This window comes from Actinomadura oligospora ATCC 43269, assembly GCF_000518265.1.
In the GTDB taxonomy this organism is placed as follows: domain Bacteria; phylum Actinomycetota; class Actinomycetes; order Streptosporangiales; family Streptosporangiaceae; genus Spirillospora; species Spirillospora oligospora.
In genome coordinates, this window is sequence record NZ_JADG01000007.1 from 212,077 (window position 1) to 229,169 (window position 17,093).

Below are 17,093 nucleotides of genomic sequence, written 5' to 3' on the forward strand. Positions count from 1 at the left end.
CGGGGCTGCGCACGTCCCCTCGCTGTACCAGTTTCACCGTACGCGTCTAGTCATCCGGGGCGATGCACGCGCGCGCACGAGCAGTCACGGAAGCCCGTAACGCCCGGTGTGCGGGGCGCATGCGCGCTTCGGTCAGCTCCGGAACGAGAGGGAGAGGACGTCGGGCGGGAGGTCCTCCACGTGACCGGTGTCCCACGGACGCTCCCAGCCGCCCGCGGTGATGACGGCCGTGAGCAGCCCGGCCGTGAACCCCCACACCAGCATGCCGCCGACGCGGAACGCCGGACCGAGCCGCAGCCCGGACGGGTGCCGGACGGTCAGCCTGTTCGCCGGGTCGGTCAGTTCGGCGATCGGGACGCGCGCGACGGTCGCGACCTCGCCGGGATGCCCGGGCGCGACCTCGGACGGCTCGCGCCACCAGCCGGCCACCGGCGTGACCAGGTGCTCACTGTGGGACAGGTACAGCTCGGGCAGCGTGACCAGCACGTCCACGCCCGCCGGGACGACCCCGGCCTCCTCCTGCGCCTCGCGCAGCGCCGCGGCGACCGGGCCGTCGTCCTCCGGGTCGATGCGTCCGCCGGGGAACGCGGGCTGCCCGGCGTGCTTGGTCAGCGTCGCCGCGCGCTCGGTGAGCAGCACGTCGGGACCGTGCGGGCCGTCGCCGAAAAGGATCAGCACCGCCGCGCGCCGTCCGCCCTGCCCCAGGGAGGGCGCGCGGTCGGGCACCGGCATCCGCGGCGCCTCGTGGACGAAGCGCTCCAGCCAGGCGGGATACGTGGGGGAAGCGGCGTCGATCACATCTCTCCCAACCCGGCGGCGGGCCCGTTGCTTCCCGCCGTCCGAAATTCGACCGTCCGGAACCCGGTGGCCGTACCCGTTCGAAACCGGTGACGGCCGCCGGCGGCCAGGGCGGATCCGGAGAAATCCGATACGGACTCCCCGGATCGGCCGCGCTTCACCCTGGCACGGCCGCCCCGCGCCGCGCACCCGATCCGCGCACCCGCGTCCCACCTCGGAAGTCGATGCCCGGAAGCACTGCCAAACGGCTCCGATTCGCGATAGAAACCCCGATGACCGGCTTGATCGTCTTCGGCCGGGATCCGACCCGGCAGGAGATGACATGACCAACTGGCCGATCCTGGCGCAGTCCCACGACGCGCTGCGCGCCGCGGTGGCCGCGGTCACCGACTGGGACGCCCCGACGCCCTGCTCGGACTGGACCGCCGCGCAGGTGCTCCAGCACGCGGCGGGCGACCAGATCGGGTTCGCGGCCTTCCTCACCGGCGGCCCCGGGCCGTCGTTCGACCCGTTCTCGCCGTCCGGGACGCTCGACGGCACGCCCGGTGACCTGCTCGAACCGGCCCTCAAGCTCGCCGCCGAGGCGTGGGCGGGCGTCGCCACCAGCTACGAGAAGGTGCGCGTCCCGGTCCCGCCGAACGACATGCCCGCCGGGCTCGGCGTGGGCGCGTGCGCCCTGGACGCCGCCGTCCACGCCTGGGACCTCGCGAAGTCCGCCGGAGCGCCCACGCCCCTGCCGACCACCCTCGCGCGCGACCTCCTGCCCGTGGCGCAGCAGATCGTCGAGCCGCTGCGGGCCTTCGGCGCCTACGCGACCGCGCTGCCCGCGACGTCCGGCGACGAGGTGGCCTCCCTCATGCGCTACCTGGGCCGCGACCCGCACTGGACGCCCTGAACCAGCCGTCTAGGACGCCCTGAGCCCCCCGCCTGGGAACGCCGAATTTCGTCGCAACCCCTAGGCGGACGGCCAGAACGGCCCCCTCAGGCGAAGGAACGGTCGCGGACGAGCTTCGCGGCCGTTTTCGCGTCGGTCGGCCCCTCGCCATAGGACGGGCACAGGTGCGCGATCGCGCACGCGCCGCACGCCGGACGCTGCGAGTGGCAGATCCGGCGGCCGTGCCAGATCATCCGGTGCGACAGGATCGTCCACTCCTTGCGGGGGATGAGGTCCGCGACGTCCTGCTCGACCTTGACCGGGTCGTCGGACGTCGTCCAGCCGAACCGGCGGGCGAGGCGGCCGAAGTGGGTGTCCACGGTGATCCCCGGGACGCCGAAGGCGTTGCCGAGCACGACGTTCGCGGTCTTGCGGCCAACGCCGGGCAGCGTGACCAGGTCCTTCATCCGGCCGGGGACCTCGCCGTCGAACCGTTCGACCAGCGCCTTCGACAGGCCCATGATCGACTTGGTCTTGGACCGGAAGAATCCGAGCGGCTTCAGGATCACCTCGAGGGCCTCGGGGTTCGCGGCGGCGAGGTCCTCGGGCGTGGGGTACTTGGCGAACAGCGCCGGCGTCGTCTCGTTGACCCTTTTGTCCGTGGTCTGCGCGGACAGGACGGTGGCGATGAGCAGTTCGTAGGACGACGTGAAGTTCAGCTCGCAGTGCGCGTTCGGGTAAAGATCGGCCAATTCCCGGTTGATCCGCCGCGCGCGCCGGACGAGCCCCAGGCGCGTCTCCTCCTGCCACTTGCGCGCACGAGGACGCGGCCCGCTCTCCGTGTTCGTCGCCATGGCGTTCAGCCTAGAACCAGATGCCAAAGGCCGTGCCTGTAGCGGCTTTCTCGTCCACAGACGCCCAGGTGGGCGTGGCGCACGTCACGGGATCGTCCGCAACCCGCACGCGCACGAGGAACGCGCTGGAACGCCCGATTCCCCCTGGGCGACGGCGATGTAACGCCCTGGAGGCCCCTTCGGGAACAGTATGTGACTGGCGGGTAACCACGTCCGAAGAGGAGAAACGGTACGTTTGTGACCGCATTCACCCGCGGATCCGTACACTGGATGCGCAGATGACGTTCAGGAACCGGACGCCGCTGCGGGGACGATCAGCCGGAGGCACCGCCGTGAAGGCGGGGTGGAGGGCCCGGACCGTCCGGTTTCGGCGCGCCGTGGACCCTGCCTTCACGTACGCGGTGGGACGTACGTCACACTAGGCATGTGGGTGTTCGAGGAGGAGAAGCGTGACCGACCGCGACGTGGACGTTCTGAGCAGGGCTCCGCTGTTCGAGGCCCTGGACGAGCAGGGTGCCAAGGCGCTGCGCGCCAACGTGACCGAGGTGCGGCTGGCCCGCGGTCAGACGCTGTTCAACGAGGGTGAGACCGGCGACCGGCTGTACGTCGTGCTCGAGGGCAAGATCAAGCTCACCCGGACGGCGCCGGACGGCCGGGAGAACCTGCTGAGCGTGCTCGGTCCGTCCGAGATGTTCGGCGAACTGTCGCTGTTCGACCCGCGGCCCCGCACGGCCAGCGCGGTCGCCGTCACCGAGTGCCGCCTCGCCGGGCTCGGCCACGACGACCTGCGGCCGTGGCTGACCGGCCACCCGGAGGTCGCGGTGCAGCTGCTCCGCGCGCTCGCCCAGCGGCTCCGCAAGACCAACGACGTGATGGCCGACCTGGTCTTCACCGATGTCCCGGGACGCGTCGCCAAGGCGCTGCTCGACCTGGCCGAGCGCTTCGGCCAGCCGTCGGAGGCCGGGCTGCACGTCCACCACGACCTCACCCAGGAGGAGCTGGCGCAGCTCGTCGGGGCGTCCCGCGAGACGGTCAACAAGGCCCTCGCCGACTTCGCCCAGCGCAACTGGCTGCGCATCGAGGCGCGCGCCGTCGTCATCCTCGACATCGAGCGCCTCCGCAAGCGCTCCAAGTAGCACACCGCCTCTCCAGGCGACGAACGGCCGCGAACGCGCGCGCACGAGCCCCGCTCATGCGCGCGCGTTCGCAGGTTTCAGGGGTTTTTCTGCTCGGCCAGGTAGTCGAGCTGGCTCTGGACCGACCATTCGGCCGCGGGCCACAGGTTGCGGTCCACGTCGGCGTACACGACCTCGACGACCTCGCGGGCGGTCCGGGCTCCGCCCCGGACGGCGGCCTCCACCTGCGCCAGCCGCTCGCGGCGGTGCCGGATGTAGTGGCCGATCGCGCCGAGCGGGTCGTCCAGCTTCGGGCCGTGGCCCGGCAGGACGGCGACGGCGTCGTTGTCGTCGGCGAAGCGGCGCAGCCGGTCCAGGGACGCCAGGTAGTCGCCGAGCCTTCCCTCAAGGACGGTCGATCCGTAGCCGAGCACGGTGTCCCCGGTCAGGATCGCGCGGTCGGCGGGCAGCCAGAACGTCAGCGAGTCGTCGGAGTGGCCGGGCGTCTCCATGATCCGCAGCTCGAGCCCTCCGGTCGTCACCACGTCCCCCTCGACCAGGCCCTCGCCGCCGAGCCGGTGCCGGGGGTCGAGCGCCCGCACCTTGACGTCGCGTCCGGCCATCCCGGCGAACGTGGCCGCGCCCGCCGAGTGGTCGGGGTGGCCGTGGGTGAGCAGGACGAGCCCGACGCGCCGTCCGTCCGCCTCCGCCTCGGCCAGGACGCGGCGCAGGTGCACGCCGTCCTCGGGGCCGGGATCGACGACCACGACCTCCTCGGCGCCGGGTTCGCCGAGGATCCAGGTGTTGGTGCCGTCCAGCGTCATCGGGGACGGATTCGGAGCGAGCACACATCTCGCCCGATCCGTACCAGTCCCGTCGATATCCCTCATCTGCCCCATCCTGCCCGACCATCCGGGGCCGAGTCCGAGGCGGGCCGGCCGTCGCGGCAGGGACGTCCCGGCCAGGCGGAGCCCGAGTGACCAGGTCAGCCGGGCCCCCATCCCCGCCATGCCGGTCTACGCGTCGTAGCGCGCCGCGTCCTCGGGGAGGACGAGGTAGGGCTCGCCGTCGATGATCTGCCCCTCGGGCTCCAGGACGGTGATCTCGCGCGGCGCGGCGAGAACGTCCGCGACCGTGTCGAAATGGGACAGGTCGTCCAGCGTGGCGATGGTCGGGGGCAGCATCGGCCATTCGCCCGCGCGCCCGCGCGAGGCGGCCTCTGCAGGACGCACCCACGCGGTCCTGTCGGCCTCTGTGCTGACGTCGCGGGCGCGCTGCCCCTCGGGCATGGCCGCGACGAAGAACCGCGTGTCGTAGCGCTTCGGCTCGATCGCGGGGGTGATCCAGTGCGCCCAGGGACGCAGCAGGTCGGAGCGCAGGACGAGGCCGCGCTCGTCCAGGAACTCGGCGAACGAGAGGGAGCGGTCGAGCAGCGCCTTGCGGCCCCGCTCCCACTCGTCGCCACGCGTGTCGTCCACGACGGACTCGCCGGTCGGCCCGGCGAGCAGCACGCAGGTCTCCTCGAAGGTCTCCCGGACGGCCGCGCAGACCAGCTCGCGGGCGAGCGGCTCGTCCGCCTTGAAGGCCCGACCCCAGTCGGCCGGGGACGGCCCGGTCCAGGCCGGGCTCGCCTCGCCGTCACGCGGGTCGACCGAGCCGCCGGGGAACACGTACGCGCCGGGCGCGAACGCCATCGAGCCCACGCGGCGCAGCATGAACGCCTGCAGCCCGTGTTCGGCGTGGTCGCGGAGCACGACCACCGTGGCGGCGTGCCGCGGCCGGACCGGCTCGATCGTCCCGGCCGCGATGCCCTCGATCTGCTTCCGGAACTCCGCCGGCAACCTCAACCCGTTCATGACGCCCCATTCGGGCATACCGAATCACGTTCCGTCAAGGGTGCCGGGGGTGCGGCCGAAGACCCGACGATCAAGGACCTGCCACGTCGGCGCGGTCGGGAACGGCCGTCCGGGAGCTTCGCGCCTGGGTCAGGAGACCTCGGCGATCACTTCGACCTCGACCGGCGCGTCCTTCGGCAGGACCGCGACGCCGACCGCGCTGCGCGCGTGGACGCCCGCCTCGCCGAACACCTCGCCGAGCAGGTCGCTCGCCCCGTTGAGCACCAGCGGCTGGCCGGTGAAGTCCGGGGTGGACGCGACGAACCCGACGACCTTGACGATCCGCACGATCCGCGACAGGTCGCCGACCTCGGCCTTCAGCGCCGCGATCGCGTTCAGCGCGCAGATCCGGGCCTGCTCGGCGGCCTGCTCGGGGGTGACCTCGGCGCCGACCTTGCCGGTCACCGGAAGCTCGCCCTTGACCACGGGCAGCTGGCCGGCCGTGTAGACCAGCGATCCGGTGCGGGCGGTCGGGACGTAGGCGGCCAGCGGACGGGCCACCTCGGGCAGCTCGAGCCCGAGCTCGACGATCCGCTCCTCAGGAGTGCTCACCTTTACGGCTCCACTTCGCGCTTGAAGTAGGCCACCAGGTTCTCCGGGTTCGGGCCGGGCAGCACGGTGACGAGCTCCCACCCGTCCTGGCCCCAGTTGTCGAGGATCTGCTTGGTCGCGTGGACCAGCAGAGGAACGGTCGCGTACTCCCACTTCTTCATGGCGCTCAGCCTAGCGATCGCGCGGAGACGGAACCGCCTCCCCTGCCCGGGCGCCGTCGTAGCGGCCGCGCGCGGCCTCCACGTCGGGCATGTGCCGGTCCGCCCAGGCCCGGACGGTCGCCACGATCGGGATCAGGGTCTCCCCGAGGACGGTCAGCGTGTAGTCCACCTGGACCGGGACCGCGGCGGTGACGTGCCGCGTGACCAGGCCGTCCCGCTCCAGCGCGCGGAGCGACTGGGTGAGCATCTTCGCGCTGATCCCGGGGACGGACCGGGCGAGCTCGGCGTGCCGCATGGTGCCGTGGTCGGCGAGCCGGTTCAGCAGCGTCGTCGTCCACTTGTTCCCGAGGACGGCCATGAGACGGCTCGTCGGGCACGTCTCCATGTACGCGTCGAACTCCGCCTTCGCCTCCGCACGGCGTTGCTCGGCGGTCATCGTGGCCATGGTCCTCCCACCTCCGGCTTCCGGCGCGCTCACCCCCGGGTCGGGTACGCACTCCGAGGTAACCCCTTCCGGCCGCCGCGTCTTCCGCGCATGCTCGTCTGCACACGGGATTTTCCCGAAAAACACATCTGACCAGGGAGTCTTTGGCATGCGCGCGATCAGTGTGACGGAGTACGGCGGCCCGGAGACCCTGCGGGTGGCGGACGTCCCCGAGCCCGTCCCGGGTCCGGGGCAGGTGCGGATCCGGATCGAGGCGGCCACGGTCAACCCCGTGGACCTGGCAGCCCGCGAGGGCCACCTCGCCGCCATCGCCCCCGACCTGCCCCTCGGCCTCGGCCTGGACGCGGCGGGCGAGATCGACGCCGTCGGCCCGGGCGTCGACCGGCTGGCCGCCGGCGACAGGGTCGTCGGCCTGCGTGACCGGCTGCTCATGCCGACCGGCGCGCACGCCGAGGCGATCGTCCTGGACGCGGACGCCGTTGTCCACGCGCCCCGGACCCTGGACGCCGCACACGCGGCCACGTTGCCGCTGAACGGCCTGACCGCGTTCCAGGGCCTGGATCTACTGGATCTTCGTCCGGGGGCCTCTGTGCTGGTCACAGGGGCCGCTGGAGCCGTCGGAGGGTTCGCGGTGCAGCTGGCCGCGCTGCGCGGCCTCCGCGTGGTCGCCGCGGCGTCCCCGGCGGACGAGGCGGCGCTGCGCGAGGCGGGCGCCACGCACGTCGTCGGACGCGACCAGCCGCTCGGACGGGCCGTCCGGGACCTGGTCCCCGGCGGGGTGGACGGCGTCCTCGACGCGGCCTGCCTCGGCGTCCGCGCCCTGGACGCCCTGCGCAACCGCGGCGCGTTCGTCGCGGTCAACGGCGGCGACGCGGTGCCGGTGAACCTCCGCGGAACCCGCGTCCGGAACGTCTGGTTCCACGCGGACGCCGCGCAGCTCGAACACCTCGTCGCCCTCGCGGACGCGGGCCGCCTCACGACCCGCGTCGCCGGCGTCCTCCCCCTGGAGGACGCCGCGAAGGCCCACATCCGCCTCGCCGAGGGCGGCCTTCGAGGCCGCCTCGTCCTCCAGCCCTGAGCGCGGACCGCTGCGGGTCAGCGCTCGTCGGCGCGGATCATGACGCGGCGGAGGAGGTCGGACAGCAGGCGGCGCTCGTCCGGGTCCAGGGCTTCGAGGATGCGGTGCTCCTCGACGCCCTGGGCGCCCATCGCGCCGAGCCAGGCGGCGCGGCCCTCCTCGGTGAGCTCGACGATCACGCGGCGGCGGTCGAGCTCCGAGGGGGTGCGCAGGACGAAGCCGCGCGCGGACAGGCCGTCGAGGCGTCCGGTGACCGAGTTGGGCGCGATCCCGAGGTCGGCCGCGAGCTGCGACGGGGCGGCCCGGCCGTCCCGGCCGCCCAGGGCCTGGAGCGTGTCGTACTCGTGCACGTGCAGGTCGCCGTCCGCCAGCGCCCGCTCCTTGACCTTCCGCAGGTGCGCGGAGATCTTGTGGACGCGGGTGATCGCGCCCTCCACGTCGGGATCGAGGTCGGGGACGATCGGCATCCACCGGTCCACATGATCGTCCACCTGGTCGCGCGTCGGCATGCGGAGAGGGTACAGGCCGCCCTCCGAGTTAATTCGTTGACGAATAATTCCCTGCCGAACTAATCTCGGTCGCCATGACACACCCCCTCCGCGGCCGGGACTTCCGGCTGCTGTTCGGCGCCCGGACGCTCTCCCTGGCCGGGGACGCCGTCGTCCCGGCCGCGCTGGCGCTGGCCGTCCTGCGGGTGACCGGCTCGGGCTCCTCGCTCGCGATCGTGCTGGCCGCGGCGATGCTCCCCAAGCTCGTGGCGCTCCCCCTCGGCGGCGTCCTGGCCGACCGCCGGGGCGCCCGCCCGATCGCGATCACCACGGACGCGCTCGCCTGCGCGGCCCAGCTCTGCACGGCGTTCCTGCTGCTCGGCGGGCATCCGTCCCTGTGGCAGCTCGCGGTCGCGCAGGCGGTCGGCGGCGCCGCGTCCGGCCTGGCCCTCCCGGCTCTGTCGCCGATGATCGTGGGGACCGTCCCGGCGCACGCCCTGCCCCGCGCGAACGCGCTCCTGGGAACCGTCGCGGGCGCGACGAAGCTGCTGGGCCCGGCCATCGCGGGCACGTTCGTGCTCACGATCGGCCCCGGCTGGACGTTCCTGCTCGACGCCGCGTCCTTCGGGGCGAGCGCCGCCCTGATCTCATGCGCGCGCGTCCAGCGGAGGGGCCCTGCGACCGAAGAACCGGCGATTTCTCTACGCGCCGACCTGAAGCAGGGATGGACGGAGGTCCGCGCCCGCGACTGGTATTGGACGAGCCTCGTCGCGCACGGAATGTGGAACGGCGCGCAGGGCGTGATGCTCACGCTCGCGCCGGTGATCGCCGTCCAGCGTCTTGGCGGCGAGACCGTCTGGATCGTCACCACGGAAGCCGGTGCGGTCGGGCTCGTCATCGGGTCCCTGATAGCGGGACGTTTCCGACCGCGCCGTCCGGTGGCCGTTGCCAACGCGGGACTTGCCGCCTACGCGATCCCGCTGACCGTGCTGGCGTTCTACGCACCGGCCATGGTCTTCGTGCCCTGCTACGCGCTGGCCTTGGCGGGCCTCGGATTCCTCAATCCGACCTGGGAAACGACCGTCCAGGCCGTTATCCCCACCGAAACCCTCGCACGGGTCACGTCCTACGACTGGCTACTGTCCCTGGCCGCCGCGCCCCTCGGCTATGCGCTCGGCCCCTGGGCCGCCTCGATCTGGGGGCCACGCGCTCCGCTCCTGGTAGCGGCCGTCCTGGTCGCCACATCCTGCCTGGGCACGCTGGCGGCCCCGGGCGTCCGCCGCCTTACCCTGGACGCCACAGAACCCAGCCCAACCCCCGAACACCAGCCCGCCTAACGCGCGGGCGCGCGGGAGTGCGGCGTCCCCGGGGCACTGGAAAGCCGGGGACGCCACACGGCCTACTGCGGAGGACGGGGTTCCGACTGACCGCCGTTGGTGTCCTCGATGGGGCGCGGGTACTCCCGGCGCGTCAGTTCCGGAGTGTCCTCACCGCGCTCATCTCGCGGCTTCGATTCGTCCAGTTCCCGGCGCTGCGGTTCGTCCAGGCCCAGGACGGGCGGGACGTCCTCGACCGCCTCCATCTCCGAGCCCTTCTCGGTGGCCTTGGCGAGGTCCTGCTCAGCCTTGGCCAGGCGCTCGCTCAGGTCCTGCTTCGGGCTGCTCTCGCCGCTGCTCTGAGCCGACAGCGACCCGCCCGCCGCGCGCTCGAAGAACCGCAGGATCTCGACCGGCAGCGGCATGACCAGCGTGCTGTTCTTCTCCGCCGACACCTCGACGACGGTCTGCAGCAGACGCAGCTGCAGGGCCGCCGGGTCCTGCGACATGATCTCGGCCGCCGCGGCCAGCCGCTTGGACGCCTGGAACTCGCCGTCCGCGGTGATGATCCGGGCGCGCCGCTCACGCTCGGCCTCGGCCTGCCGGGCCATCGACCGCTTCATGCCCTCCGGCAGCGACACGTCCTTGATCTCGACGCGCTCGATCAGGATGCCCCACGGGTCCTGGGTGATGTTGTCGATGATCCCGCGCAGCCGCGCGTTGATCTTCTCGCGCTCGCCCAGCAGCTCCTGCATGTCGGACTGGCCGATGATCGACCGCAGCGAGGTCTGCGCGACGGTGGACACCGCGTAGCCGTAGTTCTGCACGTTCACGATCGCCTTCACCGGGTCCACCACCCGGAAGTAGACGACCGCGTCCACCCGCACGCTCACGTTGTCCTGGGTGATGCCCTCCTGTGCGGGCACGCCCATGGTCACCGTCTGCTGGTTGACCTTCTGCATCCGCTCGACGAACGGCACGATGAAGGTCAGGCCGGGCCTGCGCACCGCGCCCGGGCGGAGCTGGCCGCCGCGCTGCACCTGGCCGAACCGGAAGACGATGCCGTGCTCGAACTGCTGGACGACCCGGGCCGACGAGCCCAGTCCGATCAGTCCGAGCACCCCGATGACTATGACGAGGAAGAGGACCACCTCCATGGCGGGCCACCTTTCAGCCGAACTGCCCCGGGTCCGACGCCCGGACCCGCGCGCACCGGCCGCCCGGCGTCGCGCCCTGCCCGGTCGCGGTGATCGGACACGGCGGACCTGCGTCCGGTTCGCGTTTCCCAGCTAACCGCGTGGGCACGTCCGAGACAACGGTCCGCACGTCGGGAGGGCATCGTGTCAGGGATCACTTATGTACCGGGAGCCGGGCTCTGAAGTCCTTGCCGAGCGAACGATATGGTCGATCGGGTGAGCGCGAGAGACACCGACTGGGACGGCGTACGCCTCCACGTGGTCACGGGGAAGGGCGGCACGGGCAAGACCACCGTGGCCGCGGCCCTCGCCCTGGCCCTGGCGGCGGGAGGCCGCAGGGTACTGCTGGTTGAGGTCGAGGGGCGGCAGGGGATCGCCCAGCTCTTCGACGTCCCGCCGCTGCCCTACGAGGAACGGAGGGTCGCGGTCGCCCCGGAAGGCGGCGACGTCCACGCGCTCGCCGTGGACACCGAGGAGGCGCTCATCGAGTACCTCGAGATGTTCTACAACCTCAAGCGGGCCGGGAAGGCGATGACCAAGCTCGGCATCGTCGACTTCGTCACCACGATCGCCCCCGGGCTGCGCGACGTCATCCTCACCGGGAAGACCTCCGAGTCCGTCCGGCGGCGGAACAAGGACGGCTCGTTCATCTACGACGCCGTCGTCATGGACGCCCCGCCGACCGGCCGCATCACCAAGTTCCTCAACGTCAACGAGGAGGTGTCCGGGCTCGCCAAGGTCGGCCCGGTCCGCAACCACGCCGACACCGTGATGAAGGTGGTGCGCAGCCCCGAGACGGCCGTCCACTTCGTCACGCTGCTGGAGGAGATGCCCGTCCAGGAGACCATGGACGGCATCCACGACCTGCGCGAGGCCGGGCTCCCGGTCGGCGGCGTGATCGTGAACATGGAGCACAAGCCCGTCCTGCCGCCGGAGGCCCTCGCCGAGGCCGCCGCGGACGGGCTGGACGCCGAGGAGATCGTCCGCGGGGTGAAGGCCGCCGGGCTGGAGCACGACGCCGAGCAGATCGCCGCCGTCCTCACCGCCGAGGCCGCCGAGCACGCCCGCCGCACCGCCCTCCAGGCCCGCGAGAAGGAGCGCCTGGAAGGCCTCGACCTCCCCCGCTACACCCTCCCCCTGCTCCCGGACGGCATGGACCTCGCCGGTCTCTACGACCTGGCCGAGTCCCTCCGCGCCCAAGGCGCCGCATGACCCCGCGCCCCGGCGCCGGACACGTCCGCCTCGTGCGTCCCTCACACGCGCACGAGGCGAGCGTCACGGCGGACGCGCCGCGCCATGCGGCGGACGCGCGGGCACGTGAGGAGGAGGGCGGCGTCCGGACGCGCCGCACGACCACTGGTTCGACGGAGACTGTCTGATGAGCCCGACCGGCAAGACCCCGCCCGCGCTGGACGTCGACGAGCTGCTGGACGATCCGCGCACCAAGATCATCGTCTGCTGCGGCTCCGGCGGCGTCGGCAAGACCACCACGGCCGCCGCGCTCGGCGTGCGCGCCGCCCGGCGCGGTCGCGACGTCGTCGTCCTCACCGTCGACCCGGCCCGCAGGCTCGCCCAGTCGATGGGCCTGTCCGAACTGGACAACAGCCCGCGCCGGATCGAGGTCGGCGGCGACGGCGAGCTGCACGCGATGATGCTCGACATGAAGCGCACCTTCGACGAGATCGTCGAGGCGCACGCCGACCCGGACCGGGCCCGCCAGATCCTCGCCAACCCCTTCTACCAGTCGCTCTCCTCGTCCCTGTCCGGGACGCAGGAGTACATGGCGATGGAGAAGCTCGGCCAGCTGCACCGCTCCGGCGCCTGGGACCTCATCATCGTCGACACCCCGCCGTCCCGGAACGCGCTGGACTTCCTGGACGCGCCCGAGCGGATGGGCCGCTTCCTGGACGGCCGGTTCATGAAGATCCTCGCCGCCCCGGCCAAGACCGGCGGCCGGTTCGGGGTCAAGGTGATCAGCGCCGGGTTCGGCATGTTCACCGGCGTCATCAACAAGGTGCTCGGCGTCCAGCTGCTGCGCGACGTGCAGACCTTCGTCGCCGCGTTCGACACGATGTTCGGCGGGTTCCGCGAGCGCGCCGAGAAGACCTTCCGGCTGCTCCAGACGCCGGGCACCGCGTTCCTCGTCGTCGCCGCCCCCGAGCCGGACGCGCTGCGCGAGGCGTCCTACTTCGTGGAACGCCTCGCCGAGGAGCGGATGCCGCTCGCCGGACTGGTCGTCAACCGCGTGCACGAGGCCGACGCCCTGCTGTCCGCCGCGCGCTCCCAGGCCGCCGCCGAGACGCTCGAGGAGCGCGGCGAGCACCCGCTCACCGCCGCCCTGCTGCGCCTGCACACCGACCGCGTCCAGCTCGCCGCGCGCGAGGCCCGGCTGCGCGAGCACTTCTCGTCCGCGCATCCGACCGTCCCGGTCGTCGCCGTCCCCGCGCAGGCCGAGGACGTCCACGACCTCGACGGACTCCGCCGCGTGGGCGCCGACATGGCGGGCGAACGCCGCACGGAGGCCACCACGCAGGGCTCCGACGCGAACGACACGACACGCGCAGACGTCTCGAACGATGCGAACAGCACGTCCAACGCGAACAGCGCGTCTGACACGAACGGCACGTCCGACGCCAACGGCGCGCCGAACGCGGACGACACGTCTGACGCGGACGGCGCGGCGAACGCGGGCGGTGGGGACGAGACGGACGGCGCGTCCGGCGGGACGAGCGGAACCACGGGCGCGGCGGGATCGGCCGGATCTCCGGCGGCCTGACCTGGGGATTTGCGGAGTTCTTCCGAGAAATTCGGGACGCGCCGCAATCGTCGGCATACATCCGGATTAACGGCGAATGCCCGGGGGGTGAATGGCCCCCGCCGGGCATTCGCCGTCCTACCGTCGTGACGCGCGTCGGATCGGCAGTCTCCGTAGCAACCGACGCACAAACCACAAGACCGTGACCGGATACGGTCATAGCGCGTTGCGGTAAGGCGTCCTTTCAGTTTCGGGCGCATCCGAAATCGCGGCCTGACCAGGGACGACAACGGCCGCGGACCCGTCTCGGGGACGATTCGGGTCCGCGGCCGTGCGTCATGTCGTCCGTGCTCGCGTCCGGTGCGGTCGCGTTCGCGCCCGGGTCGATGCCCGACGCTCACGCGTCCGCGATGCTCACGTCCGCGGTGTGCGCGGCCGTGATGTTCACGTCCGCGTCCGCGGTGTGCGCGTCCGATGGGTTCGCATGGTGCTTGTGCGCGGAGTTCGCGTGTCCGGTCGGCGGCAGCCGACCGCCCTCCCAGGAACGCGCTCCGCGCGAAGGCTCCCTCGCCGGACGCGGCGGGACGGGCCTAGCTGGCGACGAGTTCGCTCTCGTCGCCGTCGACCGACCGCTCGTACTCCTCCTTGGCGGTCTCCAGCAGTTCGCGCCACGAGTGCACGTCCGGTCGCCGCCGGAGCAACGCGCGCCGCTCCCGCTCGGTCATCCCGCCCCACACACCGAACTCGATCCGGTTGTCGAGGGCGTCGGCGAGGCACTCGGTCCGCACCGGGCAGCCACGGCAGATGAGCTTGGCCCGATTCTGCGCCGCACCCTGCACGAACAGGGCGTCCGGATCCGCGTTACGACAGGCGGCGCGGGCGGTCCAATCCGTGATCCACATCTTGGCCCCACTCCCCTAGGGTCTGTGTCGATTTGCGCTCTATGGCCAGACGGGCGCGGACGTCGGGCCGCCAAACGAAAGCCGTGGGGAAGAACTTACGGAAGCGAGGGACGATTCAACAGTCCCCGATGGGCCCATTCTCGATATAGCCCACCGGGGCCATACCGCCGGAACGGACTAGTTACCTGTACTTGACGCGCGAGGCATGCCGCCGGTTGTCCCACGCTTGGGACACGCCTACGGGAACGTACCGGTGGGGAGGACCATGTTCGGGCTAAATCGCGGCGTGGCGGGGTAACCCGTCCCGAATGCACTGGTCGTCCCGCGTACTCTAGTCGGGTGCATGATGCGAACGGTGGTCGGGGGAACGTCGTCCTCACGCTGATCCGGTTGCTCGCGGCGAGCGTCGCCGCGGGCGTCCTGGTCGCGCTGATCGTCCTGCCGGGGGTCGGATCGACCGGCATGACGGCGCGGGACGCGGCGGAGAACTTCGAGAGCATGGACAGCAAGCTCGACTCGACCCCGCCGTCGGAGAAGACGGTCGTCTACGACGCGGCCGGCACCCAGATCGCGACCTTCTTCGACCGGTACCGCGAGTCGGTCCGGCTCGACCAGGTCACGCCCATCATGCGCACCGCGATGGTCGACATCGAGGACTACCGCTTCTACCAGCACGGCGCCCTCGACCTGAAGGGCACCATCCGCGCCCTGGCGTCGAACGTCGAGTCCGAGGGCACGCAGGGCGGGTCCACCCTCACGCAGCAGTACGTCAAGAACATCCTGGTCGACCGCGCGCGCAACCAGAAGGAGTACCAGGAGGCGACCGCCCCGACGGCCGGCCGCAAGCTGCGCGAGCTGCGCTACGCCCTCGACATCGAGCGCAAGATGTCCAAGGACAAGATCCTCGAGGGCTACCTCAACATCGCCTACTTCGGCGCGGGCGCGTACGGCATCCAGGCCGCGTCCATGCGCTACTTCACCAAGCCCGCCTCCCAGCTCACCCTGGAGCAGGCGGCGCTGCTCGCGGGCATCACGCAGAACCCGAACGCCTACGACCCGATCCGGTTCCCGCAGGCCGCCAAGTCGCGCCGCGACACCGTCCTGCGCCGCATGGAGCAGCTCAAGCACATCACCAAGGCGCAGGCCGACGCCGCCGTCGCCAAGCCCATCAAGCTGAAGCGCACCGACCCGACCGGCGGCTGCGAGACCAGCAAGGCCCCGTTCTTCTGCGAGTACGTGAAGTACGAGATCCTCAACGTGCTCTCGGACGGCAAGTACTGGTCGCTCCCCGGCAAGCAGCAGGTCGAGTTCGTCAACAAGCTCAACCGCGGCGGCTACACCGTCCGCACGACGCTCGACATGGACGCCCAGCGCTCCCTCGACACCGCGCTGCGGAGCACCGTCGCGCCGGGCGGCAACCGGGTCGCGGCCGAGGCGATGGTCCAGCCCGGCACGGGCAAGCTCCTGGCGGTGGGGCAGAGCAAGCGGTTCGGCGACTCCAAGGGCCGCACCAGCCTGAACCTGGCCGCCGACACCGCGCACGGCGGCGGCGCGGGCGTCTCCGCCGGTTCGACCTTCAAGGTCTTCACCCTCGCCGAGGCGCTCGACCAGGGCATCCCGGTCAGCACCACGATCAACTCGCCGCAGACCACCTCGGTGAACTTTCCGATGTGCAAGATCGGCAAGCTCAGCGGCGGCGGCCCCTGGCCCTCGGTCAGCAACGCCGGCGACTCCGAGGCTGGCAACTTCAACCTCAAGAGCGGCACCTGGCACTCGGTGAACACCTTCTACGCCGAGCTGGAGAAGCGCGTCGGCGTCTGCAACGCGGTGAAGATGGCCGAGAAGTTCGGCCTGCGCAAGGCCACCGGGGCGCCGCTCGACCCCAACCCGTCCCAGGTGCTCGGCACCAACGACATCGACATGGTGCACCTCGCCGCCGCCTACGCGGGCTTCGCGGCGCGCGGCAGGTACTGCTCGCCGGTCGCCATCACCCAGATCGTCGACCCGCAGGGCAAGTCGCTGAAGCTCCCCGCGCAGGACTGCCACCAGGCCGTCGACTCCAGCGTCGCGGACGAGGTCAACTCGATCCTCACCGGCGTCCTCACCAAGGGCACCGCGTCCAACATCGGCGGCATCGGCCGTCCGGCCGCCGGCAAGACAGGCACCTGCGAGAACTTCACCTGCGCCGTGTTCGCCGGCCACACCCCGAACCTGGCCGCCGCGGTCGCCTACTGGGACTTCCGCGGGCCCTGGTCGCACCCGGTCTACGGCGTCTACGGCGCCGACATCCCCGCCCCGATCTGGGCGCGGTCCATGCGCGGCGCCCTCGCGGGCAAACCCGCCCCCGGCTTCACCTCGCCCACCAAGAACTTCGGCGACACCACCAAGATCCCGGACCTGAAGGGCCAGGCGCTCGGCGCGGCGCAGGCAGCGCTCAGGTCCGCCGGGTTCCAGGTGAAGGTCTCGCCGAAGCCGGTGAACTCCGACCAGCCCAAGGGCACGGTCGCGTCCACCTCGCCGGGCGCGGGCACCGACGCCGACACCAACACCGTCGTGATCATCTACCTGAGCAACGGCTCCGCGAAGAACCGGAAGCCCGGTCAGGGACAGCAGCCGCCCAACCAGGGCGGCGGGTGGCCCTGGCCCTTCTGATCCACGGCCGCG

16 protein-coding genes and 1 pseudogene are annotated in these 17,093 nt (G+C 71.7%); 7 read left to right on the forward strand and 10 right to left on the reverse strand.

What is annotated here, in order from left to right:
• Positions 1-132: 132 nt before the first annotated feature.
• Positions 133-798: an NUDIX hydrolase gene (locus P696_RS0110285; RefSeq protein ID WP_425394139.1), complete on the reverse strand. Its 666-nt coding sequence runs from the start codon at positions 796-798 to the stop codon at positions 133-135.
• 322 nt (positions 799-1,120) lie between these two features.
• On the opposite strand from P696_RS0110285, the gene P696_RS0110290 reads away from it, so the two are divergent.
• Positions 1,121-1,693, forward strand: a complete 573-nt coding sequence (locus tag P696_RS0110290) for a maleylpyruvate isomerase family mycothiol-dependent enzyme (RefSeq protein WP_026412279.1) — start codon at positions 1,121-1,123, stop codon at positions 1,691-1,693.
• Positions 1,694-1,779: 86 nt separating this feature from the next.
• Here P696_RS0110290 and nth read toward each other — a convergent pair whose 3' ends face one another.
• Positions 1,780-2,526 (reverse strand): endonuclease III, encoded by a 747-nt coding sequence (gene nth / locus P696_RS44545; protein WP_051467261.1) that lies wholly within the window; start codon positions 2,524-2,526, stop codon positions 1,780-1,782.
• A gap of 449 nt (positions 2,527-2,975) precedes the next feature.
• Here nth and P696_RS0110300 point away from each other — a divergent pair, with 449 nt between their 5' ends.
• Positions 2,976-3,662, forward strand: a complete 687-nt coding sequence (locus P696_RS0110300; RefSeq protein WP_026412280.1) for a Crp/Fnr family transcriptional regulator — start codon at positions 2,976-2,978, stop codon at positions 3,660-3,662.
• A 77-nt stretch (positions 3,663-3,739) separates the two neighbouring features.
• On the opposite strand, the gene P696_RS0110305 is transcribed toward P696_RS0110300, so the two are convergent.
• The 5 genes from P696_RS0110305 to P696_RS0110325 form a co-directional block, all read right to left on the reverse strand.
• A complete protein-coding gene (locus P696_RS0110305) occupies positions 3,740-4,531 on the reverse strand; it encodes an MBL fold metallo-hydrolase (protein WP_051467357.1) in 792 nt (263 codons plus the stop codon).
• 126 nt (positions 4,532-4,657) lie between these two features.
• Positions 4,658-5,515, reverse strand: coding sequence for an NUDIX hydrolase (locus tag P696_RS0110310; RefSeq protein ID WP_245627596.1), 858 nt, complete (start codon positions 5,513-5,515; stop codon positions 4,658-4,660).
• Between the two features lie 111 nt (positions 5,516-5,626).
• Positions 5,627-6,088, reverse strand: coding sequence for a RidA family protein (locus P696_RS0110315; protein WP_026412283.1), 462 nt, complete (start codon positions 6,086-6,088; stop codon positions 5,627-5,629).
• A 2-nt stretch (positions 6,089-6,090) separates the two neighbouring features.
• Entirely contained in the window at positions 6,091-6,249 is a 159-nt protein-coding gene (sp36, locus tag P696_RS55755) for a Sp36 family protein (RefSeq protein WP_117357377.1), read from the reverse strand.
• A gap of 10 nt (positions 6,250-6,259) precedes the next feature.
• Positions 6,260-6,694 (reverse strand): winged helix-turn-helix transcriptional regulator, encoded by a 435-nt coding sequence (locus P696_RS0110325; protein ID WP_026412284.1) that lies wholly within the window; start codon positions 6,692-6,694, stop codon positions 6,260-6,262.
• Positions 6,695-6,842: 148 nt separating this feature from the next.
• Here P696_RS0110325 and P696_RS0110330 point away from each other — a divergent pair, with 148 nt between their 5' ends.
• Positions 6,843-7,772: an NADP-dependent oxidoreductase gene (locus tag P696_RS0110330; protein ID WP_026412285.1), complete on the forward strand. Its 930-nt coding sequence runs from the start codon at positions 6,843-6,845 to the stop codon at positions 7,770-7,772.
• A 17-nt stretch (positions 7,773-7,789) separates the two neighbouring features.
• Here P696_RS0110330 and P696_RS0110335 read toward each other — a convergent pair whose 3' ends face one another.
• Entirely contained in the window at positions 7,790-8,281 is a 492-nt protein-coding gene (locus P696_RS0110335; RefSeq protein ID WP_026412286.1) for a MarR family winged helix-turn-helix transcriptional regulator, read from the reverse strand.
• A 74-nt stretch (positions 8,282-8,355) separates the two neighbouring features.
• Between P696_RS0110335 and P696_RS44550 the strand changes: the two genes are divergently transcribed.
• Complete coding sequence (locus P696_RS44550; protein ID WP_034484101.1) at positions 8,356-9,597, forward strand: MFS transporter; 1,242 nt, start codon at positions 8,356-8,358, stop codon at positions 9,595-9,597.
• Between the two features lie 62 nt (positions 9,598-9,659).
• Here P696_RS44550 and P696_RS44555 read toward each other — a convergent pair whose 3' ends face one another.
• Positions 9,660-10,733, reverse strand: coding sequence for a slipin family protein (locus P696_RS44555; protein WP_084337197.1), 1,074 nt, complete (start codon positions 10,731-10,733; stop codon positions 9,660-9,662).
• 255 nt (positions 10,734-10,988) lie between these two features.
• Here P696_RS44555 and bagA point away from each other — a divergent pair, with 255 nt between their 5' ends.
• Together bagA and bagB are read left to right on the forward strand one after the other, a co-directional pair.
• Entirely contained in the window at positions 10,989-11,984 is a 996-nt protein-coding gene (gene bagA / locus P696_RS0110350) for an ATPase BagA (protein WP_026412287.1), read from the forward strand.
• 166 nt (positions 11,985-12,150) lie between these two features.
• Positions 12,151-13,278 (forward strand): annotated as a pseudogene (gene bagB / locus P696_RS44560) (ATPase BagB); the annotation flags it as partial.
• A gap of 839 nt (positions 13,279-14,117) precedes the next feature.
• Here the strand turns inward: bagB and P696_RS0110360 are convergent.
• Positions 14,118-14,429 (reverse strand): WhiB family transcriptional regulator, encoded by a 312-nt coding sequence (locus P696_RS0110360; RefSeq protein WP_026412288.1) that lies wholly within the window; start codon positions 14,427-14,429, stop codon positions 14,118-14,120.
• Between the two features lie 339 nt (positions 14,430-14,768).
• Here P696_RS0110360 and P696_RS44565 point away from each other — a divergent pair, with 339 nt between their 5' ends.
• Positions 14,769-17,081: a penicillin-binding protein gene (locus P696_RS44565; protein ID WP_157429610.1), complete on the forward strand. Its 2,313-nt coding sequence runs from the start codon at positions 14,769-14,771 to the stop codon at positions 17,079-17,081.
• The last annotated feature ends 12 nt before the right edge of the window (positions 17,082-17,093 follow it).